Below are 23,991 nucleotides of genomic sequence, written 5' to 3' on the forward strand. Positions count from 1 at the left end.
CGGCCGGGCGGGCGCCCCGGCGAGGCAGGATGACGACGTGGACCGTCACGACATGCTGCTCTCCCCCGCCGGGGTCGACGCGCTGCGCACCGCCCTGACCCGGGCGCGCTTCACCGCCAACGGCATCGCCGACCGGCTCGGCCCGCAGGCCACCGGCGCGGTCGCCCGCAACGACTACCGGGCCGCGCTGCGCGCCACCGAGGACCGCGATCCGCTGGGCACGCTGATCCGGGTCTTCATCTGCGACCAGACCGAGCCGGAGCCCGTGGTGGCCGCCGCGCTCGCCCCGCTGACCGTCGAGGAGGCGCTCGCCGGGGGCCTCGTCGAGCGGCACGGCGAGGGGCTGCGCGCCGGCGTCGACCTGGAGCCGTACGGGGACGACTGGTTCGTGCTCGCCGACGTGCCGGCCAGCGCCCGGCCCGGCCGCCCGCTGCACGCCGAGCACGTGCTGGGCATCGGCGGCGCCACCCAGACGCTGATCGGCGCGACCGTGCGCCGGCCGGTGGAGACCGCGCTGGACCTGGGCACCGGCTCGGGCGTCCAGGCCCTGCACCTGTCCACCCACGCCCGCCGGGTGACCGCCACTGACGTCTCCGAGCGGGCGCTGCGCTTCGCCGCCACCACCGCCGCCCTCAACGGGCAGGACTGGGAACTGCTCCGCGGCGACCTGGTCGCCCCGGTGGCCGGCCGCCGGTTCGACCTGGTGGTCAGCAACCCGCCGTTCGTGGTCGGGCCCGGCACCACCACGCACGTCTACCGGGACTCGGGCCGGGTCGGCGACGCGATCGGCGCCGAGCTGGCCGCCGCCGCCCCGCACCTGCTCACCGAGGGCGGGACCATGCAGTACCTGGCCAACTGGGTGCACGTCACCGGCGAGGACTGGGCCGAGCGGGTGACCGGCTGGTTCGCCGGCACCGGGCTGGACGCCTGGGTGATCCAGCGCGAGGTGGCGGACCCGATGGCGTACGTCAACCTGTGGCTCACCGACGTCGGCGAGGTGGCCGACCCGCAGCGGATGGCGGCCTGGCTGGACTGGTTCGACGCGCACAAGGTCGAGGCGGTCGGGTTCGGCATCGTCTCGCTGCGCCGCGCCGGCCACGACGAGCCGGTCGTCCGGGTGGAGGACCTGCGCCAGCGGGTGGAGCCGCCACTGGGCGACCGGGTGGGCGAGTGGTTCGACCGGCAGGACTGGCTGCGCGCCCGGGACACCGACGGGTTGCTCGCCGCCCGCTACCGCGCCGCCGACGAGCTCCAGCTGCGCCAGGAGGCCACCATGGGCGAGGAGGGCTGGGCCGTGGACCGCCAGGTCCTCGCCATGCCGCGCGGGCTGCGCTGGTCCGAGGAGATCGACCCGCTGGTGCTCGCCCTGGTCGGCGGCGCGGACGGCCGGCTGCCGCTGCGCGACCAGCTCGCCCTGCTCGCCGCCGCGCACGACGTCGCCCCGGAGGAGCTGGCAGAGGCGGCCGGGCCGATCGTGGCGCACCTGGTCGAGCGGGGCATCGTCGAGCCGGTGGCGGACTGATGCGGGCCGTGGTGCAGACGGTCGGCCGGGCCGCCGTGACGGTCGACGGCGAGGTGGTCGGCGAGATCGCCGACGGGCTGCTGGTGCTGCTCGGGGTGACCCACACGGACACCCCGCAGGTGGCCGCCACCATGGCCCGCAAGATCCACGAGCTGCGCATCCTGGACGATGAGCGCAGCGCCGCCGACACCGGCGCCCCCGTCCTCGTGGTCAGCCAGTTCACCCTCTACGGCGACGCCCGCAAGGGCAGACGCCCGAGCTGGACCGCCGCCGCCCCCGCGGACCAGGCCGAACCCCTGGTGGAGACGGTGGTACGAGAGCTACGCCAACGAGGCGCCAAGGTGGAGACCGGCCGCTTCCGCACCCACATGCTGGTGGAGAGCGTCAACGTAGGCCCCCGCACCCTCCTCCTGGACCTGTAACCCCCGCACCGCCTCGTCGATCAAGAAGTTCGCGTCGGAAATCGGGCCGGCCGAGACGCGAACTTCTTGATCAACGGGGAGAGGCAGGTCAGAAGAAGAGGCCGCGGCGGGAGAGGGACTGGCGGAGCCAGCCGTCGAGCTGGGCGGTCCAGTCGGTGCGGTCCGCCGTGGCGTGGTCGACCGTGAAGCGGCCGAAGGCGTCGCGCCCCTCGGTGAACAGGCCACCGCGCTTGTCCAGCTCCAGCACCACGTGCATCTGGTGCGGGTCGGTGACGAAGGTGAGTTCGAGCTGGTTCATGGCACCCGCGTACTGGGGCGCCGGGTGGAACTCGATCTCCTGGTAGAACGGCAGGCTCTGCCGCAGGCCGTAGATGTGGCCGCGCTCGACGTCGGCCCGGGCGAACCGGAAGCCCAGCCGCAGCAGCGCCTCCAGCAGCCGCTCCTGGGCCGGCAGCGGGTGCACCGCCACCGCGTCCAGGTCGCCCTTGTCGACCGCCCGGGCCACCTCGAGCTCGGTCCGCAGTCCCATGGTCATGCCGTGCAGGTGCTGGCCGTACAGGTCGGTGAGCGGGGTCTCCCAGGGCACCTGGAAGCGGAACGGCACGTCGTACCGCTGCCCCGGGTCCAGCCGGAACGGGCCGGTCACCTGGGCCCGGCCGAACTCCTGCGTGGTGTCGTACTCGGAGTCGCCGCTCTCCACCTCGACCCGGGTGACCAGACCGAGTGCGACGTAGCTCACGTCCACCGGGTGCTCCCCACCGACCACCTGGATCCGGCCCTCCAACTGGCCGCCGGGACGGCAGTTCGGGTTGGCCAGCACCGTCTCCACCGACGGTCCACCCACACCCATCGCCTGCATGAGCCGCTTGAAGACCACCACGTCCTCCGATCGCCTGAGCGTGCCGAGCCTCGCTGGCCGGCCGCTGGCACGGTAACCGGGCCCGGCAAGGCACAGCCGAGGTTCCGCCCGGATTGCTGTCGGGTCCCCGATCGCCTCACTCCCGTTTCACGCGCCGCCCGCCAAGCTGTTCATCACCGGCACCACCGCGCCGGCGAACGGCACGGAACCGGTACGGCACGACGGACACGGGGAGAGACAGAGATGGCCCAGCAGATGATCGAGCACCAGGAACTGGACGTCACCCTGACCGACCTGGACGCCACCGACGAGCGCGGCGTCTCCACGGACCTGGTCCGGGCGTACCTGAACGGCATCGGCCGCACCAAGCTGCTCACCGCGGCGCAGGAGGTCGAGCTGAGCAAGCGCATCGAGGCCGGCCTCTTCGCCGAGGAGAAGCTCTCCACCTGCACCCCGGTCTCCAGCGAGCTGCGCGCCGACCTGGAGCTGATCGCGGCCGAGGGCCGCGCCGCCAAGGACCACCTGCTGGAGGCGAACCTGCGGCTGGTGGTGAGCATCGCCAAGCGCTACACCGGTCGCGGCATGGCCTTCCTCGACCTCATCCAGGAGGGGAACCTCGGCCTGATCCGCGCGGTCGAGAAGTTCGACTACGCCAAGGGCTACAAGTTCTCCACCTACGCCACCTGGTGGATCCGCCAGGCCATCACCCGCGCCATGGCCGACCAGGCCCGCACCATCCGCATCCCGGTGCACATGGTCGAGCAGGTCAACCGGATGGTCCGGGTCCGCCGCGAGCTGTCGGTCACGCTGGGCCGGGAGCCCACCGTCGCCGAGGTGGCCACCGCGCTGGAGATCCCGGAGTACCAGGTGATCGAGCTGATCTCGTACGACCGGGAGCCGGTGAGCCTGGACCAGACGGTCGGCGAGGACGGCGAGAGCGCGCTGGGCGACTTCGTGGCCGCGGTGGACCCCAACGCGGAGCCGGGCGACGCCGCCGCCGACGGCGAACTGCGCAACGAAGTACGCATCGTGCTGGCCACCCTCTCCCAGCGGGAGCAGGCGGTGATCCGGCTGCGGTTCGGCCTGGACGACGGCCGGCAGCGCACCCTCGACGAGGTGGGTCGCGAGTTCGGGCTGTCCCGGGAGCGGATCCGGCAGATCGAGAAGGTGACCCTGCTCAAGCTGCGCGCCCCGGAGCGGGCCAACCGGCTGGAGGCGTACGCCTGCTGACCCCGACCCCGACAGGCCCCGGCGGTTCGCCGGGGCCTGTCGCGCTTGAAGCCGGGGCCTGAGCCTCACAGCCGGCGCGGGCCGGTGTCGGGGCGGGGCGCCTCGGCGCCGGTGCGGACGGTGGCGTGCAGCACCGAGATGCCGTCCGGCCGGGCCAGCACCGGGTTGAGGGTGAGCGACCGCACCCGGGGCTGCTCGTCGGCGAGCCGCCCGACCCGCAGCAGCAGGTCGACCAGGGCGGCCCGGTCCACCGGCGCGGCGCCCCGGTGCCCGCGCAGCAGCGGCGCGGCCCGTGGCTCGTCGACCAGTTCGGCGGCGTCCCGGTCGGTCAGCGGCACCGCCCGCCAGGCCCGGTCGCCCAGCAGCTCGGTGGCCACGCCGCCCAGGCCGAAGCCGACCACCGGCCCGAACGCCGGGTCCTCCACCAGCTCCACCACGCAGGCCACCCCGGGCGGCACCATCGGCTGCACCAGCACGTCCGCGCCGAACACCGGGGCCATCTCGGCGTACGCGCGGCGCAGCGCGGCGGCGTCGGCCAGGTCGAGCCGCACCGCGCCCAGGTCGAGGCGGTGCCGCAGCCCGGAGGCGGCCGCCTTGAGGGCGACCGGCCAGCCGAGCCGTTCCGCCGCCGCCACCGCCTCCTCGACCGAGCGCGCCGGCGCCGACTCCACCACGTCTATCCCGTACGCGCGCAGCAGCGCCGCCGTTTCCGCCCCGTCGGGGCGCAGCGCGGCCTGCCCCGCCGACCGGTCGACCCGGTCCAGCTCGGGCAGCACGCCGGGCGGGCGGCGCAGCCAGTCGGCGTACGTGGTGACCCGGGCCAGGGCCCGGACCGCCTCCTCCACGCTCGGGTACGCGGGCACCCCGACGGGCACCCGGCCGGCGAGGAAGGTGGCCACCACCGGCTTCCCGGTGGTCCGCGCGTCGGGCAGCGCGGCGGTGAAGTCGCCCTCCGGGTCGGTGAGCTGGCCGGGCAGCGGCGGCGCGAAGACCGCCACCACCGCGTCCACCCGCTCGTCGGCGGCGGAGGCGGCGAGCGCGGCGGCGTACTCGGCGGCGGTGGCCCGGGGGCCGACGTCGTGCGGGTAGCCGTCGGCCACGGTGAGGCCCTGGGCCGCGCAGGCCGTGGCGGCCAGCCCGGTCAGCGCCGAGGAGTTGCCCACCACGGCGACCCGGCGGCCGGCCGGCAGCGGCTGGTGGGCCAGGAGCACGCCGACGTCGAGCAGTTCGGCGACGGTGTCCACCCGGATCACCCCGGACTGGGCGAAGAGCGCGCTGACCGCGGCGGCGTCCAGGGCCGGGGCGTCACCGACCCCCGGCGGGCGGGCCAGCGAGGCGAGCGCCACCACCGGCTTGCTGCGGCCGATCCGCCGGGCCAGCCGGGCGAACTTGCGCGGGTTGCCGAACGTCTCCAGGTAGAGGGTGATGACGTCGGTGCCGGGATCGTCCTGCCAGTACTGGAGCAGGTCGTTGCCGGAGACGTCGGCCCGGTTGCCGGCGGAGACGAAGCTGGACAGGCCGAGGCCGCGCCGGGACGCCTCTGCGAGCAGGGCCACCCCGAACGCACCGGACTGGCTGAAGACGCCGACCCGGCCGGGGGCGGGCAGCACCGGGGCGAGGGTGGCGTTGAGGCGTACCGCCGGGTCGGTGTTGGCCACGCCGAGGCAGTTCGGGCCGACCACCCGCATGCCGGCCAGGTGGGCGGCGCGGACCAGGGCGCGCTGGGCGGCCGCCCCGGCCGGGCCGGACTCGGCGAACCCGGCGGAGATCACCACCAGCCCGTGCGCGCCGGCCTTCGCGGCGTCGGCGACCACCTCGGTCACCGCCTCGGGGGCGACGGCCACCACGGCCAGGTCGACGTCCTCGCCGGCGTCGGCCGCCGACGGGTACGCGGGCAGCCCCGCCACGGTGGCCGCGGTCGGGTGCACGGGGACGATCGCGCCGGTGAACCCGCCGTCGCGCAGGTGCCCGAGCAGGGCCGCGCCGACCCCCTGGCCGGTGGTGCTGGCCCCGTAGACGGCGATGCCGCGCGGGGCGAGCAGCCGGGCGATCGAGCGGGCCTCGGTGCGGTGCTCCCGGCCGCGCTGCACCTCCAGGGTCGCCTCGGTGGGGGCGATCGGGAAGTTCAGGTGCACCACGCCGTCGGCGTACTGGCGCTGGACCTGGTAGCCGAAGTCGGAGAAGACCCGCAGCATCGTCCCGTTGGCGGGGAGCACCTCGGCCACGAAGTGCACGATGCCGTAGCGCCGGGCCGCGTCGGCCAGGTGCTCCAGCAGCACCGAGCCGATGCCCCGGCCCTGGTACGCGTCCTCCACCACGAAGGCCACCTCGGCCTCGGGCGAGGCGGGGCCGAGCCGCTCGTACCGGCCGACGGCGACGATCCGGTCGCCGGCCAGCACCACGAACGCCTCCCGGTCGCGGTGGTCGACGTTGACGAACCGTTGCAGGTCCCGCTCCGGGATGCGCGGGTACGGTGAGAAGTAGCGCAGGTAGCGGGTGCGCTCGGAGAAGCGCGAGTGCATCGCCACGATCGCTTCGGCGTCGTCCGGACGAATCTGTCGCAGCTGGACGGTCGTGCCGTCGCTGAGCAGCACGTCCACCGGTTGCTCCACGGTGGTCACCGGTCGGCCCTCCCCACCCGGCGGATCAGTCGCGCGGGTCGTGCGGGTCGAGCCCGAGCAGCGGGAAGACCGCCTTGCGGGTCGCCGCGACGGCCCGGTCCACCGCGGTCGGCTCGCCGCTCGGCTGCCACGGCTGGTACGACGGGTCGACGTCGTCGGTCATCCGCAGCGGCACCTCGTGCCCGGGCCGCCGTCGCGCCGCCAGTTCCCGCCAGCCCGGCGGGGTGAGCGTGGCCGGGTCCAGCGGCTCCCCGGTGGCCACCGCGAGCAGGTGCGTCCAGGCCCGCGGCACCACCTCGACCAGCGCGTACCCGCCGCCGCCGGTGGCCACCCAGCGGCCGTCGCACAGCTCATCGGCGAGCGCGCGCAGTGTCCGGTAGGTGGCCCGCTGCCCGTCGACGGAGAGGTGCAGGTCCGCGAGGGGGTCGAGCCGGTGCCCGTCCGCCCCGCACTGGGTGACCAGCACCTGCGGCCGGAACGCCCGCAGCACCGACGGCACGATCGCGTGGAACGCCCGCTGCCAGCCCGCGTCGCCGACCCCGGGCGGCAGCGGCACGTTGACCGCGGAGCCCTCCGCGCCCGGGCCGCCGGTCTCGTCTGGGAACCCGGTGCCGGGGAAGAGCGCCAGCGGCGTCTCGTGCAGGCTGACCGTGAGCACCCGTGGGTCCCGGTAGAAGATCTCCTGCACGCCGTCGCCGTGGTGCACGTCCACGTCCACGTACGCGATCCGCTCCGCGCCCAGGTCGAGCAGGCGGGCGATGGCCACCGCCGGGTCGTTGTAGACGCAGAAGCCTGCGGCCCGGGCCGGCATGGCGTGGTGCAGCCCGCCGGCCACGTTGACCGCCCGCCGCGCGTCGCCGCGCCAGACCGCCTCGGCCGCGGCCACGCTCGCCCCGGCGATCAGCGCGCTCGACTCGTGCATGCCCTCGAAGACCGGGTTGTCGGAGGTGCCGAGGCCGAAGCCGGCGAAGAGCGGGTCCCGGGGCGCGGCCCGCACGGCGTCCAGGTAGCGCGGGTCGTGCACCCGGGTCAGCAGCGCGTCGTCGGCCGGCTCCGGCTTCACCAGCCGGACCCCGGGCCGGTCCAGCACCCCCAGCTCGCGGGCGAGCGCCATGGTCAACTCGACCCGCACCGGGTCGAGGGGATGGTCGCCCATGTCGTACCCGAGCAGGGCCTCGTCCCACACCACCACCGTGTCGTCGGCCATGGGGCCATCGTCGCACGCGGCCCGGGACGGGCCCACCGCACGCGCGGCTAGCGGCCGGATGTCTCCCCGGTGGCCACCGGACGGTCCGGGTCGGCCACCCAGTTGCTCCACGAGCCGACGTACAGGGCGGCGTCCGGGCGGCCGGCCAGGTGCAGCGCCAGGACCGCCTGGGCGGCGGTCACCCCCGAGCCGCAGTACGCCCCGACCGGCGCGCCCTCGGCCACCCCGGCGGCGGCGAACCGCTCGCGCAGCGCCTCGGCGGCGGGGAAGCGCCCCTCGGCGACGTACCCGGGGGCGGGCAGGTTGGCCGCGCCCGGGATGTGCCCGGCGACCGGGTCGATCGGCTCGGTCTCGCCCCGGTAGCGGGGCGCGGCCCGCACGTCCAGCAGCACGCCGGTGTCGGCGGCGGCCAGCCGGGCGGCCTCCCCCGCGTCCAGCACCGGCAGCTCGCCCGGGGTGACCGTGACGTCCCCGGGCGGGGGCGCCGGAGCCTCGGTGGAGAGCGGCAGGCCGGCCGCGACCCAGGCCGGGAAGCCGCCGTGCAGCACCCGGACCGCCCGGTGGCCGGCCCAGCGCAGCGTCCACCAGGCGCGGGCGGCCGACATGCCGTCGCCGCCGTCGTACACCACCACGGGGTGCCCGGCGCGCACGCCGGCGGCCCGCAGCGCGGCCTGAAGCGCGGCGGGGTCGGGCAGCGGGTGCCGGCCGGCGGCGCCGGGCCGGCCGCAGAGCTCGGTGTCCAGGTCGACGAAGACGGCGCCGGGCAGGTGACCGGCCAGGTAGTCCTCCCGGCCGGGCGGCCCGGCGAGCCGCCAGCGGACGTCGAGCAGGGTGGGCGGGTCGGCGCGGTCGAGCTCGGCGGCGAGCCGGTCGGGCTCGACCAGCAGGTCTTCGGTTCCGGACATGCGGTCCAGTCAACACCATCCGGGTAGCGACCTCGCGGTTCGGCGGCCCTTGATCGTCGGGGGTCCGGGGTAGCATCGAACGCCGGAGGGCCGCTGACGTGAAGCATGACCTGGTCGACACGACCGAGATGTACCTGCGCACCATCCTCGAGCTGGAAGAGGAGGGGGTGCCGCCGCTGCGTGCCCGGATCGCCGAGCGGCTGAAGCAGAGCGGTCCCACCGTCAGCCAGACCGTCGCCCGGATGGAGCGCGACGGCCTGCTCACCGTCGAGGGCGACCGGCACCTGACGCTCACCGCGCTGGGCCGCGGCACGGCGGTTTCGGTCATGCGCAAGCACCGGCTGGCCGAGCTGCTGCTGGTCAACGTGATCGGGATGCCCTACGAGGAGGCCCACGAGGAGGCCTGCCGGTGGGAGCACGTGATGAGCGACGCGGTGGAGAAGCGGGTCTACGACCTGCTCAACCGCCCGACCCGCTCGCCCTACGGCAACCCGATCCCGGGCCTGGAGGAGCTGGGCGACCCGGGCCTGCGGGAGACCGAGACCGCGGAGGGCGAGCGCAACCTGGCCTTCCCGGGCCTCTCCGGGCCGGTGGTGGTGCGGCGGATCTGCGAGAGCGTGCAGACCGACGCGGACGTGCTGCGGCAGTTGCACGCGGCCGGCGTCGACCCGGGCGCCACGGTCACCGTGGCCCAGGAGCGCGACGGCGTCTCCATCGACCGCTCCGGTGACCGGGTGCGGCTGCCCCGCGAGGTGGCCTCCCGGGTCTTCGTCGCGGCCCGCTGACCCGCCCGATCCCACCCCGACCGGCGGTCAGAGCTGCCGGGTGTCGATCACCTTGGCGAGGTTGACCAGCTTCCCGGCCACCTTGTCGGCCTCCGCCGTGGCCGTGCCGCGCGGGCTGGTCCAGCGCAGCGTGGCCAGCCGCCCCTCGCTGGCCAGCCAGCCCACCTCGGCCGTCGGGCCGACCTTCGCGGTCTTCGGCAGCGTGTGCCGGTAGCCGATCTTCCCGAGCTTGGTGACCTTCTTCGCGCCCCGGGGCAGCACGTCCAGGGTGAAGGTCGACGTGTCGATCGACGTGTCGGTCACCGTGAGGGTCAACTCCGGCAGCACGGCCTGCTCGGCGCGGACCACGCAGGTGTGGGTGTCGCCCTTGTCCATGGCGGCGGCCACGTCGAACCTGCCGCCGGTGTGCTTGGCGATCACCGCGAAGTCGAGCAGCCGGCACGCCCCGCCCGACGAGGCCGCGGAGACCTCGACGGCCCTCGGTTCCGCCGCCGGCGCCGCCACCGGCGGGACCTCCCTGGCGCAGCCGGCGGTCAGCAGTACGGCCGAAGCGGCCAACCAGGTACGGGCGCGCACGGGAAGACCTCCGCGATCGTCGGCGGGTGCCCCCCGCCGGAACTCCGTCGAACACCGTACGGGGCACCCGACGGGGGCGAAAGTACCCGGGTGCTCCCGGCGGGCGGCCGCCGGGAGCACCGGATCCGATCAGGGCAGCTCGGGCGGGTCGAGCCAGCTCCAGTTCGCGCCGTCCGTGGAGAGCCAGACACCCTTGCTGTCCGGCCAGCCGGTCTGCACGAAGCCACCCGGCACCGGACGCGGATCGGCCCCCGGCCCCAACGCGGTGCGGCGCCACGTCGCACCGCCGTCGGAGCTGGCGAGCATCAAGGGATCCTCCCCGGCGGAGATGCCGGCCTGGACCACCAGCACCCCGTCCGGCCGCAGTGCGGCGCGGATGGTGCGGTCGCCGACGGCGGCCGTGCCGGCGGCCCGGGTCCAGGTGGTGCCGCCGTCCGCGCTGCGCCACACGACGAGGCTGCCGCGCACCCGACCGATCGCATAGACCGTGCGCCCGTCCCGGGTGGCGACGGCGGGGCCACCGACGTCGTCGGAGGCGGTGAGGTCGTCGGGGAACGCGTGCCGTGACCAGGTGCGCCCACCGTCGCGGCTCACCTCCACGGCACCGCCGGTCCCGATGATCCGGCCGTCGGTGGCGGTGCGCTCGCCGGTGAACCCGCTGACCCACAGGCCCGCTTCGGCGGGCACGCTCTCCACCAGCATCGCGTTGTGCAGTGTCGACCGCCGGCCGAGCTGCACGACGTCTCCGGTGGCCGGGTCGACCGCGACGAGCGGCTCGGTGGTGGGGCCCGAACGTCGGCCGAGAACATGCCAGCCCGCCGGCAGCGCCTCCGCCGTCCGCGGCTGCACCTTTCGCCAGTTCCTGCCGCCGTCCGTGCTGGCGATCCACTCGGCGTAGCGGTCGTCGGGAGCGGACCGGGGAACGTACCGGGCGACCAGGGTGCGTGGTCCGGCCGCCCGCAGGTCCAGCGTGGCGTTGACGGGCACCGGCAGATCACCGGTACGCCAGTGCCGACCGCCGTCCTCCGTGCCCGCCCAGCGGATCCCGCACCCGCCGCACCCGCTCCAGCGCAGGTAGATGTGGTTCAGGTCCCCGGCGACGGGCCGCCCGGTCACCACCCCTTGATCCGTGCCCGGGCTGGGTGTGCCGCCGGGGGTGGGCATGAAGTCCGGGGTACGGACCCCACTGATTCCCACCGACGGCGGCGCCGGAGCGTCCGGACGGGCCGCCACGGCGACACCCGAACCGGCGAGCAGCATGGCCGCGGTCGCGACGGTCAGTACGCGCCGGCGGCGGCGCCGCCGGGCGACGGCGACGACCTTTTCGAACTGGGGCTTGAAGCCGTGGTACGCGGCATCCTTCAGCCCGGTGAAGTCCAGCTCAGGCATGACGCACCTCCTGCTCGGTCCGGCCTGTCGTGCGGGTGGACGCGCGCAAGGGCGGTGGTCGGTCGTCGTCAGCGAGGTGCTCGCCGAGCGCGCGGCGTGCCCGGACCAGTCGGGTCTTGACCGCCTCCACCGAGCACCCCATCGCCAGCGCCACCTCGCTGACCGGCAGGTCCGCCAGGTGGTGGAGCACGACCGTCTCCCGAGCCTCGCGGGGCAGCCGCTGCAGCGCGGCCACGAGGGCGACATGGTCGGCGCTGAGCGCCGGAGCGCTGGACGGTGCCGGGTCGAGCCGGCCCGAGCGCACCAACCCGTGCAGCAGCACCCGGCGACGGTGCCGGGAACGCGCGACGTTCAACGACACCGTCCGCAGCCATGCCTCCGGGTTGGTCACCTCCCGGAACAGGGCCGGCCGGGACAGCGCCCGGACGAACGCCTCCTGCACCACGTCCTGCGCCTCGGCGTAGTCGCCCGTCATCGCGTACATCTGGGCCACCAGGCGGGCCGCCGAGGCGGCGTACACCTGCCTGATCTGCTCCTGCAGGTCCACATCGTCCCCTCCCGAGTCGATCACTTCACTGCGTACGACTGTCGGGCGGGCAGGGCGGTGACATCCTGCCGAACGAGATTCGGCGGTGGACCTAGTCGGTCACGTACGGACAGTGCCGGCATCCTCGCCCGCAGCACGTGCCGCGGCGGGCCAGGAAACCGGCGCTGAGCACGAAGAGCCCGGTGGCCGGGTCGAGGTAGCCGGCCTCACCGGCGGCCAGGGCAGCGGTGTGCGCGGCCAGGATCCACTCCCGGTCGGGGTGGTCGGGCGACAGCCGCGACGGGTGCGGCTCGGTCAACGGCCGGTCCGCCAGCGGTCGTCGCTCTCCGGTCACCGGGCGAGTCTACGGAGCCCGCGTGGCCCCCTCCGGCGCCGGTTCAGCCGTGCCGGGCGAACGCCGCTTCGACCGCCGCCCGGTCCGCACCGCCGGCCAGCAGCATCCGGAGCAGCACCTTGGCCTTGTACGGGTCGAGCAGCCCACCGCAGACCAACCCGCGCCGCCGCAGGTCGGTCTCCGAGCCGACCGCGCCGTAGGTGTCGCGCAGCACCGAACCCGCTCCCGTCCGCGAGGCGAGCACCACCGGCATCCGCGCGGCCAGCTCGCCCAGCGCCGGGGCGAAGTCCGGCGGCACGTGACCCACCCCGAAACCGGCCACCACCAGCCCGTCCAGGCCCGGCGCGAGCGCGTCGAGCAGCGCCAGGTCGTCGTCGAGGGTGACGGTGTGCAGCGCCACCCGGGTGGCGGCGAGCCGGTCCCGGTCCACCGGCGGCAGCGGCGCGTGTCGGGGCGGGCGGGTGAGCAGGCGTACCGCGCCCTCGATGACGTGCCCGAGCGGGCCGGCGTTGGGCGAGGCGAAGGTGGCCGTACTGGTGCTGTGGGTCTTGCGGACGAAGCGGGCGGCGTGGATCTCGTCGTTGAACGCCACGAGCACGCCGAGGTCCCGCGCGGCCGGCGCGGCGGCGACCCGGGCGGCCGCGAGCAGGTTGGCCGGGCCGTCGGGGCCGGCCAGGGTGGGGTTGCGCATGGCGCCCGTGAACACCAGCGGCTCGGGGTGCGGCCAGACCAGGTCGGCGAGGAACGCCGTCTCCTCCAGGGTGTCGGTGCCCTGGGTGACCACCACGCCGGCCGCCCCGTCGGCGACCGCCGCGCCGGCCGCGTCCACCAGGTCCAGGATCTGCCGGTACGCCAGGGCGGCGCTCGGCACCGCCTCGACGTCCCGCACGTCGAGCGGGATGCCGGCCAGCCCCGGTACGGCGGCGGTGAGGTCGGCGCCGGTGAGCCGGCTGACCACTCCCCCGGAGCCGGTGCCCGCCATGGCGATCGTGCCGCCCAGCGTGAAGAGCGCGACGGTCACCGCTCGGCCTTGCGGGCGAGCAGGAACGCCTGCGGTCCCCGGTCGAGTTCCTCCGCTTCGCGGACCAGCGTGGCGTGCACGGCCAGCCCGGCCGCCGTGAGCTGCTCGGCCAGCCGGTCCGGCGGCAGCCAGTACACGTCGTACGAGACGGTGTGGCCGTACGCCTGCTCCAGCCGGATCCGCTCGTCGCCGGCCTTGACCGCGATCAGCAGGTGACCGCCCGGGGCGAGCACCCGGTGGAACTCGGCGAACACCTCGGGCAGCAGGTCCGGCGGCAGGTGGATGATCGAGTACCAGGCCACGAGGCCGGCCAGCGCCGCGTCGGGGATGTCGAGCGCGGTCATCGAGCCGACCTCGAAGCGCAGCTCCGGATGGTTCCGGCGGGCCACCTCGAGCATGCCCGGGGAGAGGTCGACCCCGGAGATGTCGAGCCCGAGACCGCGCAGGTGGGCGGTGATCCGGCCGGTCCCGCAACCCGCCTCCAGCACCGGCCGGCCGGGCCCCACCAGCTCGGCGAACGCGGCCAGCATCCCCCGGTCGAGCGGGCCCTCCAGCACGTCGGGGATCAGCCGTGCGTAGTCCACGGCCACCGTGTCGTAGGCGGCGCGCGTCTCGGTGAGCCAGTTCGGTTCGATCATGAAACCCGACCCTAGTCCCCGGCCGGCCCGGCGTCCGCCCGCACCCGACCCCGGGTAGGCCACGGACGCCTCCGGCCGGCGGAAATGCCGCGCCCCGCGGCGGGCCGGCGGGATACCGTGCCGGGTCGCACGTGACCCCGACGGACAGGCCCCAGCGGTGACCCAGCAACTCACGCCCCCCACGACCGGAACCCGCACCTCGCTGTGGCGCAGCCGGGACTTCCTGCTGCTGTGGAGCGGCCAAACGGTCAGCGAGGTCGGCACCCGGATCTCCGGGGTGGCGGTGCCGCTGCTCGCCGCGGACGTGCTCGACGCCACCGTCTTCCAGGTCTCGCTGCTCACCTTCCTGGCCTGGCTGCCGTACCTCGTCTTCTCGCTGCCCGCCGGGATGCTGGCGGACCGGGTCGACCAGCGGCGGCTGATGATCGCGTGCGACCTGGGTCGCGCGGCGCTGCTGCTGTCGGTGCCGGTGGTCGCCCTGGTCGGGCACCTCACCCTGGCCTTCCTGTACGCGGTGGTCGGGCTCACCGGCGTGCTGACCGTCGCGTTCACCGTGGCGTACCGGAGCCTGCTGCCGGCGCTCGTCCCGGCGGACGCCCTGACCTCGGCGAACGCGCGGCTGGAGGTGAGCGAGAACCTGGCCCAGCTGGCCGGGCCGAGCGCCGGCGGCGTGCTCGTCGGGCTGCTCGGCGCGGCCCGTACCTTCGTGGCCGACGCCGCCAGCTTCCTGGCCAGCGCGGTCACGTTGCTGCTGGTCCGGCACCGCCCGGCGCCGCACGCCAACGTCCGGGTGCCGGTCCGGGCGGCGCTGACCGAGGGGCTCGGTTTCATCCGCCGGCAGCGGATCCTCGCCCTGGTGCTCGCCTGCACCGCCACCTCGAACTTCTTCGTCATGGCCGCCCACGCCATCGAGGTGCCGTACCTGCTGCGCGTGCTGCACGCCAGCCCGGCCACCATCGGCCTCCTGTTCAGCCTGGGCTCGGTCGGCGGGCTGCTGGCCGGCGTGCTGGCCGGACGGGTCACCGCGCTGCTCGGCGGCGCCCGGACCATCTGGGTGTCGATGGCCGCGCCCGGCCCGCTCTACCTGCTGATGCCGCTGGCCCGGCCCGGTTGGGGCGCCCTGCTCTACGCGGTCGGCACGGCGGCGTTCGCGGCCAACGCGGTGCTGTTCAACGTGGCGGCCATGTCCTACCGGCAGCGGGTCACCCCGGCCCGGCTGCTCGGCCGGGTCAACGCCGCGTTCCTCTGGATCTGCTACGGCGCCATCCCGCTCGGCGCCCTGCTCGGCGGCGCCCTCGGCACCCGGCTCGGGCTGCGCCCGGCGCTGCTGGTCTGCGTGCTCGGCATGTGGAGCGCGGCGCTGTTCGTGGTCCTGTCTCCGCTGCGCCGGATGCGGGACTTCGCGACACCGTGAAAAGAGGCAAGATTTTTCCCGGGCCGCTGTCGAATCCGGCCGCGCCCGTCCGTCGGTGAGACGGAAGAGGGAAACGACAACCTCAAGGAGAGACCGATGGCCCAGTACGCAGTCCTCATCTACTCGCCCGCGCCCGCCGACCCGATGGACCTGACCCCGGACTACGTGGCCCTGCTGGAGCGGTACGGGGACCAGGTCGCCGAGCTGGGCGGGCAGATCGTCACGGGGTTCGCGCTCCAGCCGAGCACCACGGCCACGGCGATCCGCGGCGACGTGGTCACCGACGGCCCGTTCATCGAGGCCAAGGAGGTCGTCGCCGGGTTCTTCATCCTGGAGGCGCCCGACCTGGACGTGGCCCTGAAGATCGCCAAGCTGAACCCGGCGACCATCGACGGCGGCGTCGAGGTCCGGCCGCTCTTCCAGCCGCCGGCCGAGTGAGCGACGCGGCCACGGTCGCCGCCGAACGCGCCGTGGCGGACGCGCACCGTCGCGAGTGGGCCTTCGTGCTCGCCGCGACGGCGCGCGTCGCCGGCGACCTCGACGTGGCGGAGGAGTGCGTGCAGGACGCGTACCTCGCCGCGCTGGCCGCCTGGGCGCGGGACGGCGTACCCGACAAGCCGGGCGCCTGGCTGACCGCCACGGCGAAGCGCAAGGCGCTCGACGTGCTGCGCCGGGAGAAGGTGTTCCGGTCGAAGATGCCCCTGCTCGTCGAGCCCGCGGAGGCCGAGATGGCGGAGGACACCGGCGGGGACGCGGTCCCGGACGACCGGCTGCGGCTGGTGTTCACCTGCTGCCACCCGGCGCTGGCTCGGGAGGCCCAGGTGGCGCTGACCCTGCGCCTGGTCTGCGGGGTGGCCACCGGCGACATCGCCCGGGCGTTCCTGGTCACCGAGACGACCATGGCGGCCCGGGTCACCCGGGCCAAGAAGAAGATCGCTGCGGCGCGGATCCCGTACCGGGTGCCGGACGCCGCCGAGCTGCCCGAACGGCTCGACGCCGTGCTCACCGTGATCCACCTGCTCTTCACCACCGGGCACACCGCGCCCACCGGGGCCGGCCTGGTCCGCGCCGACCTGGTCGACCGGGCGGTGCACCTGACCCGGATGCTGCTCGCCCTGATGCCCGACGAGCCGGAGGTACGCGGGCTGCTCGCCCTGCTGCTGCTCACCGACGCCCGCCGGGCCACCCGCACCGATGGCGACGGGCGGCTGCTGGTGCTGGAGGAGCAGGACCGGTCCCGCTGGGACCGGGCCGCCATCGCCGAGGGCAACCACCTGGTGCTCGGGGCGTTCCGCACCGGCCGGGTCGGCCGGTACGCCCTCCAGGCCGCCATCGCCTCCCTGCACGCGGTCGCGCCCAGCTACGCGGCGACCGACTGGCCCCAGGTCGTCCGCCTCTACGACGAGCTGCTGAAACGCTGGTCGTCCCCGGTGGTGGCGCTGAACCGGGCCGTCGCCGTGTCCATGGTCGACGGGCCGGCCGCGGCCCTGGCCGAGGTCGACGCCCTGGCCGCCGACCCCCACCTGGCCGGCTACCACTACCTGCCCGCCATCCGCGCCGACCTGCTCCGCCGCCTCGACCGGCCCGCGGAGGCCGCCGACGCCTACCGGGCCGCGCTGGACCTGGTCGACAACGAGGCAGAACGCGCCTTCCTCGTCGCCCGCCTCGCCGAGGTCACCGAGGCGGATTGATCCGCCGACCGCCGGCCGTGCCCGTCCCGCCGGTCGCGCCTGTCGGGCTGAGTCGGCCGTCATGTCGGCGTCGTTCGTGATGTCAGCTCGATGTGACGTCGGTGCACGCCGCGCCGGAGGGTCGCGGCAACAACCTCAGGATGGACCAGGGGAGACACGGCGGGCCCGGCGCACCGTGCGGCGGGCGTCGCGCCAGGCGATCAGGGCGGTGCGGAGCCGGGGCGAGGTGACCGACCCGCCCCGGCGGCGGGCCCGCAGCTGGTTGACCAGCCAGGCCGGGGCGGCGGCCGCCTCGACCGCGGCGGTCTTGGTGAGCAGGTCGCCGTGGTGGAGGGCGTGCCGGCCGCGGGCCATCGAGGTGAGGCCGAGGTCGGCGAGGGTGGGATCCAGCCAGAGCCACGGTCGCCGGGCGGCCCAGGCCCAGTAGCCGGTGAGCTCGTCGCGGGCGGCGGCCCGCACGTCGTCGTCGCTCATCGGCGGGAACGCCTCGCCGGGTGGGCGGCCGAAGACGGCGTACCCGTGCCGGACCAGCTCCACCCGGGTGATCCCGGACAGGATGCGCTGCACGAGCTGCCCGTGTGTCCACGTCGGATGCTTCCGCTGGACGTCCGGAATGGTGGCGCTGTCGACGTAAACGCAGCCCAGGTGCAGCCCGGCGGCGCTGCCCGCGTCGAGGCGGCGGTGCACGGTCGCGAGCGTGGCCTGCCGGGCGGCGTCGACCGGGCCGTCGATCAGCGCCACCAGGTCGAGATCGCTGACACCGGGCCGGTGGTCGCCGGTCGCCAGCGACCCCGCGACCAGCAGGTCGGTGACCCAGCCGAGCGCCGCGACGTCGGCGGCGAACTCCTCCACGGCGGGCGGCGTCACCATGGCCTCAGTCTACGAACGGTCCATGCGGTCCGGCGGAGCCGCCGCCCTCCGGCGCTCGGCGGTGAATCTTGGAGACTTTCCGTTCCCAGCGAACGGAAACTGTCCAAGATTCACCGTGTCCGGACCGGTCGTCGGGCACGAAGGGCTCTACGCGAACCAGGTGATCGCCTGGCCGTGGCCGCGGGTCCAGGCCAGCGGCTCGCCGTCGAGCGCCAGCACGTTGTGGAACCCGCCGGGCGGCGGCTCCGGCAGCGCCGCGTACGGCAGCACGTCGGGGTCCTCGTTGGCGATCCAGTGCCCGGGCAACCCCCGCACGACCTCGGCGAACGCCTCCCGCCGGGCTGGCGGCACCTGGTACAGCACCGAGGTGTGGAACACCACCAGGGTCGCGTCCCGGGGCGCCCGCGCGGCCAGCGCTGGCAGGTCGTCCACGAGGTCACCCCGGACCAGCCGCGGCGGGTCGGCGGCGGCCACGGCCGACGCGGCCCGCAACCGCTCGCGGCGGTGCCCGTGCTCCGGCCAGATGAGCGCGTCCAGCCACGCCACGTCGGCCGGGTCGGTCACGTCGAGCGGATTGAGGTCCAGGCCGGCCCGCCACACCACCTCGGGCCGGCGGGCCGGGGGCGCCGTCCCGCTGATCGCGCAGTCGAGGACCGGTTCACCCGTGCCGAGCGGGTGGTCGCCGTAGCGGTAGGCGTACCGGTCGGGGTAGAGATTCAGGCCCGCGGAGGCGCCGACCTCCAGCAGGGCGAGCGGCTGCGGCAGCGCCGCCAGCACCGGCAGGAGTACGGCACACCGGCCCGGCTCGTTGGTCTGCGTGGCCCGGACCCGAAGCTCCGCCTCGACGGCCGGCCAGTTCGCCAGCACGTACGCGCGGAAGGCGGCCGGATCCGTGACGGGGCCGCCGAGCAGCCGGACAACGGCGAAGAGCAGGTTCGGCTGGCGCTTGGCCGGCGGCAGGGTGTCGACCCGGGCCAGCAGCTCGTCGTCGCGGGAGACCGCCTCCGACAGCCGCTCGTACGCGTGCGACACCCCGCGCGCCTCCCGCGCGGCGAAGGTGGCGTAGCGGTCCCCGGTGGTCATGGCCCGAGCATCCCAGCCGGACGCCGTCGCGGGCGACGTGAGCTTCGTCCCGTCCCCGGAAAGCCGCGAGCGCGGCAGGGATGTCCCTGCCGCGCTCACGAGCGGTCGTACGTCAGCTGCAGCCGCTGGTCGAGCCGCAGCCCTCGCAGACGTAGCAGCTACCGGCGGGCCGCATCTTGGTGCCGCAGGTGAAGCAGAGCGGCGCGTCCGCGGCCTTGCCGATCACGGCCTCCAGCAGTTCGGTGCTGGAACCCACCGACGGCGCCGGCTTGGCGGCGGCCACCTCGGCCATCTCCTGCGCCGGCTGGGCCACCGGGCCGGTCTTCGGCTCGGGCGCCTCGACCGGGGCGGAGGCGGCCATCGCGGTGAGGTCCGCACCGCTCGCCTCCGCCTCCGCCTCGGCCGCGAGCTGGGCGGCCCGCTCCTTGGCCGTGAAGATGCCCAGCTCCGCGCGGCGCTCGTACGGCAGGAAGTCCAGGGCCAGGCGACGGAAGATGTAGTCCATCACGGAGGCCGCCATGCGCACGTCCGGGTCGTCGGTCATGCCGGCCGGCTCGAAGCGCATGTTGGTGAACTTGCTGACGTACGTCTCCAGCGGGACGCCGTACTGGAGACCGATGGAGATGGCCACCGAGAAGGCGTCCATCACGCCGGCCAGGGTCGAGCCCTGCTTCGACATCTTGAGGAAGACCTCGCCGAGGCCGTCGTCCGGGTACGACGAGGCGGTGAGGTAGCCCTCCGCGCCGCCGACCGAGAACGAGATGGTCTCCGACGGGCGCTTCTTCGGCAGCCGCTTGCGGACCGGCCGGTATTCCACGACCTTCTCCACGACCTTCTCGACCGCGGCTGCCGGGGCCTGGGTCTCGGCGGCGGTCTTGTTGGACTTGGCCACCGACAGCGGCTGGCCGACCTTGCAGTTGTCCCGGTAGATCGCCAGCGCCTTGAGGCCGAGCTTCCAGCCCTCGAAGTAGATCTTCTCGACGTCCTCGACGGTGGCCTGCTCGGGCATGTTGACCGTCTTGGAGATCGCGCCGGAGACGAACGGCTGGATCGCCGCCATCATCCGCACGTGGCCCATCGGGGCGATCGACCGCTCCCCCATGGCGCAGTCGAAGACCGGGTAGTGCTCCGGCTTGAGGCCCGGGGCGTCCACCACGTGGCCGTGGTCGGCGATGTGCTCGACGATCGCCTCGACCTGCTCCTCGGGGTAGCCGAGGCTGCGCAACGCGCGCGGCACGGTCTGGTTGACGATCTGCATCGAGCCGCCGCCGACCAGCTTCTTGAACTTGACCAGCGCCAGGTCCGGCTCCACGCCGGTCGTGTCGCAGTCCATCATGAAGCCGATGGTGCCGGTCGGCGCGAGGACGCTGGCCTGGGAGTTGCGCCAGCCGTTCTTGTCACCGATCTTGTTGCCGAGCGTCCACTGCTTGGTGGCCTCGCGCTGGACCGCGGTGGCCACGGTGCCGGTCGGCTTGATGGCGTCGTTGGCGGCGGCGTGCTTGCGCATGACCCGCTTGTGCGGCTCCGCGTTGCGGGCGTAGCCGTCGTACGGGCCGACGACGCCGGCCAGCTCGGCGGAGCGGCGGTAGGCGGTGCCGGTCATCAGCGAGGTGATCGCCGCGGCGACCTCCCGGCCCTGCTCCGAGTCGTACGGAAGGCCGGAGGCCATCAGCAGCGCGCCGAGGTTGGCGTAGCCGATGCCGAGCTGCCGGTAGGCGCGGCTGGTCTCACCGATCTTCTCGGTCGGGAAGTCGGCGAAGCAGATCGAGATGTCCATCGCGGTGATGACGAACTCGACCGACTTGACGAACTTCTCCACCTCGAATCCGCCGTCGGCGCGCATGAACTTCATCAGGTTCAGCGAGGCCAGGTTGCACGAGGAGTTGTCCAGGTGCAGGTACTCCGAGCACGGGTTCGACGCGGTGATCCGCCCGGTCTCCGGGCAGGTGTGCCAGTCGTTGATGGTGTCGTCGTACTGCAGGCCGGGGTCGGCGCACTCCCAGGCCGCCTGGGAGATGCTGCGGAACAGCTTCTTGGCGTCGATCGTCTCGATGACCTGGCCGTCGAGCCGGCCGCGCAGGTCGAAGCCGCCGCCGTTCTCCACCGCGGTCATGAACTCGTCGGAGACCCGGACCGAGTTGTTGGCGTTCTGGTACTGCACGCTGACGATGTCGGCGCCGCCCAGGTCCATGTCGAAGCCGGCGTCCCGCAGCGCGCGGATCTTGTCCTCCTCGCGCGCCTTGGTGACCACGAACTCCTGGATGTCCGGGTGGTCCACGTCGAGGATGACCATCTTGGCCGCCCGCCGGGTGGCGCCGCCGGACTTGATGGTGCCGGCGGAGGCGTCCGCGCCGCGCATGAAGCTGACCGGGCCGGAGGCGTTGCCGCCGGAGGACAGCAGCTCCCTGGAGGAGCGGATCCGGGACAGGTTGACGCCGGAGCCGGAGCCGCCCTTGAAGATCAGCCCCTCCTCCTTGTACCAGTCCAGGATGGAGTCCATCGAGTCGTCGACGGCCAGGATGAAGCAGGCGCTGACCTGCTGCGGCGACGGCGTGCCGACGTTGAACCAGACCGGCGAGTTGAAGCTGAACACCTGGTGCAGCAGCATCCAGGTCAGCTCGTGCGCGAACACCTCGGCGTCGGCCGGGGTGGCGAAGTAGCCGTACTCCTCACCGGCGGTGCGGTAGGTGCCGACCACCCGGTCGATCAGCTGCTTGAGCGACCACTCCCGCTCCGGGGTCCCCACCGCGCCCCGGAAGTACTTGGTGGTCACGATGTTGGCCGCGTTGACCGACCAGGACTCGGGGAACTCCACCCCGCGCTGCTCGAAGTTGATCGAACCGTCCCGCCAGTTCGTCATCACGACGTCGCGGCGCTCCCAGGTGACCTCGTCGTAGGGATGCACCCCCTCGGTCGTCCAGACGCGCTCGATCTTCAGCCCTGTCCCGGCCTTGTTCCGTGACTTGCTGGTCGTCACGCCCTCGCCCCCCTCGTCAGCGCGGTCACCCACCGCGCGTCGTCAAACTGTCAGAAATCCGTGGAACTCAGCTGGTCGCGCCGGCGGCCTCGACCGCCCCGGCGCCCTCCCGGGCGCGCGCGGCTTCCCGCAGCGTCTCGATCTCGCGCTCGAAGTCGGCGAGCGAGTCGAAGGACCGGTAGACACTGGCGAACCGCAGGTACGCCACCTCGTCGAGGTCGCGCAGCGGCCCGAGGATGGCCAGCCCGACCTCGTGGCTGGGGATCTCGGCGGCCCCCTTGGCCCGGACGGTCTCCTCCACCTTCTGCGCGAGCAGCGCGATGGAGTCGTCGTCGACCGGCCGGCCCTGGCACGCCTTGCGCACCCCGCCGATGATCTTGGTGCGGCTGAACGGCTCGGTCACCCCGCTGCGCTTGACCACCGCGAGCACCGCCTCCTCGACGGTCGTGAACCGCTTGCCGCACTCCGGGCAGGAACGCCGCCGGCGGATGAGCTGACCGTCGTCGGCCTCCCGCGAGTCGACCACCCGGGAGTCGGCGTGCCGGCAGTACGGACACCGCATCGCCTGACCTCCTTCATCGACCGCGGCCCGCCGACCGCCTCCGGGCACGCGTCACCGCGGCGGCACCATCTCTCGATGGCCGCCGCCGGGTCGGCGGTGCGGGAGTGCAGTCGGTAACCGGACCCAACCTGTAGGCGACTTACGCCCGTGCAACCACAACATCTAGGGGTCGACCGTATGTCGTCGCACTAGCGAGGTCAAGTTGGCCGGCGTGTCCGGCGCGTCATCAGAATCACTCACCCGTGCCACCCCGTCCCCGACGTACCGAGGAACCCAACGGCTGGGCGCCGCTCGGGTCACGGGACGTCGAGATGGAACATGCGTTCGAGAGCGACGTACCATTTATCAGAACAGGCGTTCGGAAATCCAGGATTTCGGGGCGACACGCCGACAACAGGTCGTACAGATGTTTGAAAATGGCCGATCTCACCTATACGGTCAACAACGACCGGGCGCGGCGGATCGCGGCGGACCGGTCGACAGCACCACCTGAGCACGCACCACGAGCCGACGAGGCACCCAGCGCCGACCAGGGAGGGACGGACGTGACCGAGGACCGGGCCAGCCGGCAGAAGAACCCGCAGCCGATCGACGGGGCGGGGCCGCCGGCGACCCGTCGACCCCGCACCGCGCGCAGCCGGGCGGCCCAGCCCGCCGTGCGTCCGGTCACCCCGGTGGTCAGCAGCTTCCCCGACCCGACGACGGTCGACCTCACGGCCCGGCAGCGCCGGATCCTGGAGTTCATCCGCACCTGGGTCGAGCGCCACGGCTACCCGCCGAGCGTGCGCGAGATCGGCGAGGCGGTCGGCCTGGTCTCCCCGTCCAGCGTCGCCTACCAGCTCAAGGAGCTGGAGAAGAAGGGCTTCCTGCGCCGCGACCCGAACCGGCCGCGCGCCGTGGACGTCCGGGCCCCGGGCGACGTCGACGACGAGGCGGCCCGCGCCCAGCGCCCCGCCCCGGCGTACGTGCCGATGCTGGGCCGGATCGCCGCCGGTGGCCCGATCCTCGCCGAGCAGGCCGTGGAGGACATCTTCCCCCTCCCCCGCGAGCTGGTCGGTGAGGGCGAGGTCTTCATGCTCCAGGTCAAGGGCGACTCGATGCTCGACGCGGCGATCTGCGACGGCGACTGGGTGGTGGTCCGGCAGCAGCCGACCGCCGAGGTCGGCGACATCGTGGCGGCCATGCTCGACGGCGAGGCGACCGTGAAGACCTACCGGCGACGCGACGGGCACGTCTGGCTGATGCCGCAGAACCCGGCCTTCGACCCGATCCCCGGCGACGACGCCACCATCATGGGTCGTGTGGTCGCCGTGCTGCGCCGCATCTGAGACGAAAAGA

General features: G+C 74.1%; 22 protein-coding genes. 8 read left to right on the forward strand and 14 right to left on the reverse strand.

From position 1 onward, the window contains the following. The first annotated feature begins 37 nt into the window (after nucleotides 1–37). Together IEY96_RS05660 and dtd are read left to right on the forward strand one after the other, a co-directional pair. Nucleotides 38–1,522 carry a DUF7782 domain-containing protein gene (locus IEY96_RS05660; RefSeq protein WP_189193736.1) on the forward strand — a complete coding sequence of 495 codons (1,485 nt, stop codon included), beginning with the start codon at nucleotides 38–40 and terminating at the stop codon, nucleotides 1,520–1,522. Beyond that, entirely contained in the window at nucleotides 1,522–1,944 is a 423-nt protein-coding gene (dtd, locus tag IEY96_RS05665) for a D-aminoacyl-tRNA deacylase (protein ID WP_189193737.1), read from the forward strand. Before IEY96_RS05660 ends, dtd begins: the two co-directional genes overlap by 1 nt. An 88-nt stretch (nucleotides 1,945–2,032) precedes the next feature. On the opposite strand, the gene IEY96_RS05670 is transcribed toward dtd, so the two are convergent. Then, the gene (locus IEY96_RS05670) at nucleotides 2,033–2,821 is read right to left on the reverse strand and encodes a sporulation protein (RefSeq protein ID WP_189194251.1); all 789 of its coding nucleotides are present in this window, start codon (nucleotides 2,819–2,821) and stop codon (nucleotides 2,033–2,035) included. Between the two features lie 225 nt (nucleotides 2,822–3,046). Here IEY96_RS05670 and sigB point away from each other — a divergent pair, with 225 nt between their 5' ends. Next, the gene (gene sigB / locus IEY96_RS05675; RefSeq protein ID WP_189193738.1) at nucleotides 3,047–4,033 is read left to right on the forward strand and encodes an RNA polymerase sigma factor SigB; all 987 of its coding nucleotides are present in this window, start codon (nucleotides 3,047–3,049) and stop codon (nucleotides 4,031–4,033) included. A gap of 65 nt (nucleotides 4,034–4,098) precedes the next feature. Here the strand turns inward: sigB and IEY96_RS05680 are convergent, their stop codons facing one another. The 3 genes from IEY96_RS05680 to IEY96_RS05690 are packed head-to-tail and all read right to left on the reverse strand — an operon-like array spanning nucleotide 4,099 to nucleotide 8,766. Next, nucleotides 4,099–6,654 carry a bifunctional acetate--CoA ligase family protein/GNAT family N-acetyltransferase gene (locus IEY96_RS05680; RefSeq protein WP_189193739.1) on the reverse strand — a complete coding sequence of 852 codons (2,556 nt, stop codon included), beginning with the start codon at nucleotides 6,652–6,654 and terminating at the stop codon, nucleotides 4,099–4,101. 25 nt (nucleotides 6,655–6,679) lie between these two features. Continuing rightward, nucleotides 6,680–7,861 (reverse strand): acetoin utilization protein AcuC, encoded by a 1,182-nt coding sequence (locus IEY96_RS05685; RefSeq protein WP_189193740.1) that lies wholly within the window; start codon nucleotides 7,859–7,861, stop codon nucleotides 6,680–6,682. A 47-nt stretch (nucleotides 7,862–7,908) separates the two neighbouring features. Further along, the gene (locus IEY96_RS05690) at nucleotides 7,909–8,766 is read right to left on the reverse strand and encodes a sulfurtransferase (RefSeq protein WP_189193741.1); all 858 of its coding nucleotides are present in this window, start codon (nucleotides 8,764–8,766) and stop codon (nucleotides 7,909–7,911) included. Between the two features lie 98 nt (nucleotides 8,767–8,864). On the opposite strand from IEY96_RS05690, the gene IEY96_RS05695 reads away from it, so the two are divergent. Continuing rightward, nucleotides 8,865–9,551 carry an iron-dependent transcriptional repressor DtxR gene (locus tag IEY96_RS05695; protein WP_189193742.1) on the forward strand — a complete coding sequence of 229 codons (687 nt, stop codon included), beginning with the start codon at nucleotides 8,865–8,867 and terminating at the stop codon, nucleotides 9,549–9,551. Nucleotides 9,552–9,578: 27 nt separating this feature from the next. Here IEY96_RS05695 and IEY96_RS05700 read toward each other — a convergent pair whose 3' ends face one another. The 6 genes from IEY96_RS05700 to IEY96_RS05725 all read right to left on the reverse strand — a co-directional run bounded on the left by IEY96_RS05700 (nucleotide 9,579) and on the right by IEY96_RS05725 (nucleotide 14,056). Then, nucleotides 9,579–10,127 carry a hypothetical protein gene (locus IEY96_RS05700; RefSeq protein ID WP_189193743.1) on the reverse strand — a complete coding sequence of 183 codons (549 nt, stop codon included), beginning with the start codon at nucleotides 10,125–10,127 and terminating at the stop codon, nucleotides 9,579–9,581. A gap of 129 nt (nucleotides 10,128–10,256) precedes the next feature. Further along, nucleotides 10,257–11,516, reverse strand: a complete 1,260-nt coding sequence (locus IEY96_RS05705; protein WP_189193744.1) for a sialidase family protein — start codon at nucleotides 11,514–11,516, stop codon at nucleotides 10,257–10,259. Continuing rightward, nucleotides 11,509–12,063: an RNA polymerase sigma factor gene (locus IEY96_RS05710; RefSeq protein WP_229791414.1), complete on the reverse strand. Its 555-nt coding sequence runs from the start codon at nucleotides 12,061–12,063 to the stop codon at nucleotides 11,509–11,511. Before IEY96_RS05710 ends, IEY96_RS05705 begins: the two co-directional genes overlap by 8 nt. Nucleotides 12,064–12,154: 91 nt before the next feature. Further along, on the reverse strand, nucleotides 12,155–12,397 hold the full coding sequence (locus IEY96_RS05715; protein ID WP_189193745.1) for a DUF5522 domain-containing protein: 243 nt from the start codon (nucleotides 12,395–12,397) through the stop codon (nucleotides 12,155–12,157). A gap of 43 nt (nucleotides 12,398–12,440) precedes the next feature. Next, nucleotides 12,441–13,418, reverse strand: a complete 978-nt coding sequence (locus IEY96_RS05720; RefSeq protein ID WP_189193746.1) for an asparaginase — start codon at nucleotides 13,416–13,418, stop codon at nucleotides 12,441–12,443. After that, nucleotides 13,415–14,056 (reverse strand): class I SAM-dependent DNA methyltransferase, encoded by a 642-nt coding sequence (locus tag IEY96_RS05725; RefSeq protein ID WP_189193747.1) that lies wholly within the window; start codon nucleotides 14,054–14,056, stop codon nucleotides 13,415–13,417. Before IEY96_RS05725 ends, IEY96_RS05720 begins: the two co-directional genes overlap by 4 nt. A gap of 157 nt (nucleotides 14,057–14,213) precedes the next feature. On the opposite strand from IEY96_RS05725, the gene IEY96_RS05730 reads away from it, so the two are divergent. The 3 genes from IEY96_RS05730 (at nucleotide 14,214) to IEY96_RS05740 (ending at nucleotide 17,161) form a co-directional block, all read left to right on the forward strand. Further along, a complete protein-coding gene (locus tag IEY96_RS05730; protein ID WP_189193748.1) occupies nucleotides 14,214–15,470 on the forward strand; it encodes an MFS transporter in 1,257 nt (418 codons plus the stop codon). Between the two features lie 96 nt (nucleotides 15,471–15,566). Then, the gene (locus IEY96_RS05735) at nucleotides 15,567–15,908 is read left to right on the forward strand and encodes a YciI family protein (RefSeq protein ID WP_189193749.1); all 342 of its coding nucleotides are present in this window, start codon (nucleotides 15,567–15,569) and stop codon (nucleotides 15,906–15,908) included. A gap of 32 nt (nucleotides 15,909–15,940) precedes the next feature. Continuing rightward, on the forward strand, nucleotides 15,941–17,161 hold the full coding sequence (locus IEY96_RS05740) for an RNA polymerase sigma factor (RefSeq protein WP_373293525.1): 1,221 nt from the start codon (nucleotides 15,941–15,943) through the stop codon (nucleotides 17,159–17,161). Nucleotides 17,162–17,296: 135 nt separating this feature from the next. Here the strand turns inward: IEY96_RS05740 and IEY96_RS05745 are convergent, their stop codons facing one another. The 4 genes from IEY96_RS05745 to nrdR all read right to left on the reverse strand — a co-directional run bounded on the left by IEY96_RS05745 (nucleotide 17,297) and on the right by nrdR (nucleotide 22,653). After that, the gene (locus tag IEY96_RS05745) at nucleotides 17,297–18,031 is read right to left on the reverse strand and encodes a nucleotidyltransferase domain-containing protein (protein ID WP_189193751.1); all 735 of its coding nucleotides are present in this window, start codon (nucleotides 18,029–18,031) and stop codon (nucleotides 17,297–17,299) included. A gap of 147 nt (nucleotides 18,032–18,178) precedes the next feature. After that, complete coding sequence (locus IEY96_RS05750; protein ID WP_189193752.1) at nucleotides 18,179–19,114, reverse strand: DUF2332 domain-containing protein; 936 nt, start codon at nucleotides 19,112–19,114, stop codon at nucleotides 18,179–18,181. 112 nt (nucleotides 19,115–19,226) lie between these two features. Continuing rightward, complete coding sequence (locus IEY96_RS05755) at nucleotides 19,227–22,124, reverse strand: vitamin B12-dependent ribonucleotide reductase (protein WP_189193753.1); 2,898 nt, start codon at nucleotides 22,122–22,124, stop codon at nucleotides 19,227–19,229. A 34-nt stretch (nucleotides 22,125–22,158) separates the two neighbouring features. Continuing rightward, on the reverse strand, nucleotides 22,159–22,653 hold the full coding sequence (gene nrdR, locus IEY96_RS05760; RefSeq protein WP_189193754.1) for a transcriptional regulator NrdR: 495 nt from the start codon (nucleotides 22,651–22,653) through the stop codon (nucleotides 22,159–22,161). 545 nt (nucleotides 22,654–23,198) lie between these two features. Here nrdR and lexA point away from each other — a divergent pair. Further along, nucleotides 23,199–23,981: a transcriptional repressor LexA gene (lexA, locus tag IEY96_RS05765; protein ID WP_189193755.1), complete on the forward strand. Its 783-nt coding sequence runs from the start codon at nucleotides 23,199–23,201 to the stop codon at nucleotides 23,979–23,981. Nucleotides 23,982–23,991: the final 10 nt, after the last annotated feature.

Source organism: Micromonospora fulviviridis, assembly GCF_014648395.1.
GTDB classification, from domain to species: Bacteria; Actinomycetota; Actinomycetes; order Mycobacteriales; family Micromonosporaceae; genus Micromonospora; species Micromonospora fulviviridis.

What these genes read in the sequence shown, in the direction of transcription:
- IEY96_RS05735 (WP_189193749.1), top strand. Translation starts at nt 15,567, where the DNA reads ATGGCCCAGTACGCAGTCCTCATCTACTCGCCCGCGCCCGCCGACCCG.
- IEY96_RS05690 (WP_189193741.1), bottom strand. Translation starts at nt 8,766, where the DNA reads ATGTCCGGAACCGAAGACCTGCTGGTCGAGCCCGACCGGCTCGCCGCC.
- IEY96_RS05745 (WP_189193751.1), bottom strand. Translation starts at nt 18,031, where the DNA reads ATGGTGACGCCGCCCGCCGTGGAGGAGTTCGCCGCCGACGTCGCGGCG.
- IEY96_RS05725 (WP_189193747.1), bottom strand. Translation starts at nt 14,056, where the DNA reads ATGATCGAACCGAACTGGCTCACCGAGACGCGCGCCGCCTACGACACG.
- nrdR (WP_189193754.1), bottom strand. Translation starts at nt 22,653, where the DNA reads ATGCGGTGTCCGTACTGCCGGCACGCCGACTCCCGGGTGGTCGACTCG.
- IEY96_RS05750 (WP_189193752.1), bottom strand. Translation starts at nt 19,114, where the DNA reads ATGACCACCGGGGACCGCTACGCCACCTTCGCCGCGCGGGAGGCGCGC.
- IEY96_RS05685 (WP_189193740.1), bottom strand. Translation starts at nt 7,861, where the DNA reads ATGGCCGACGACACGGTGGTGGTGTGGGACGAGGCCCTGCTCGGGTAC.
- dtd (WP_189193737.1), top strand. Translation starts at nt 1,522, where the DNA reads ATGCGGGCCGTGGTGCAGACGGTCGGCCGGGCCGCCGTGACGGTCGAC.
- sigB (WP_189193738.1), top strand. Translation starts at nt 3,047, where the DNA reads ATGGCCCAGCAGATGATCGAGCACCAGGAACTGGACGTCACCCTGACC.
- IEY96_RS05705 (WP_189193744.1), bottom strand. Translation starts at nt 11,516, where the DNA reads ATGCCTGAGCTGGACTTCACCGGGCTGAAGGATGCCGCGTACCACGGC.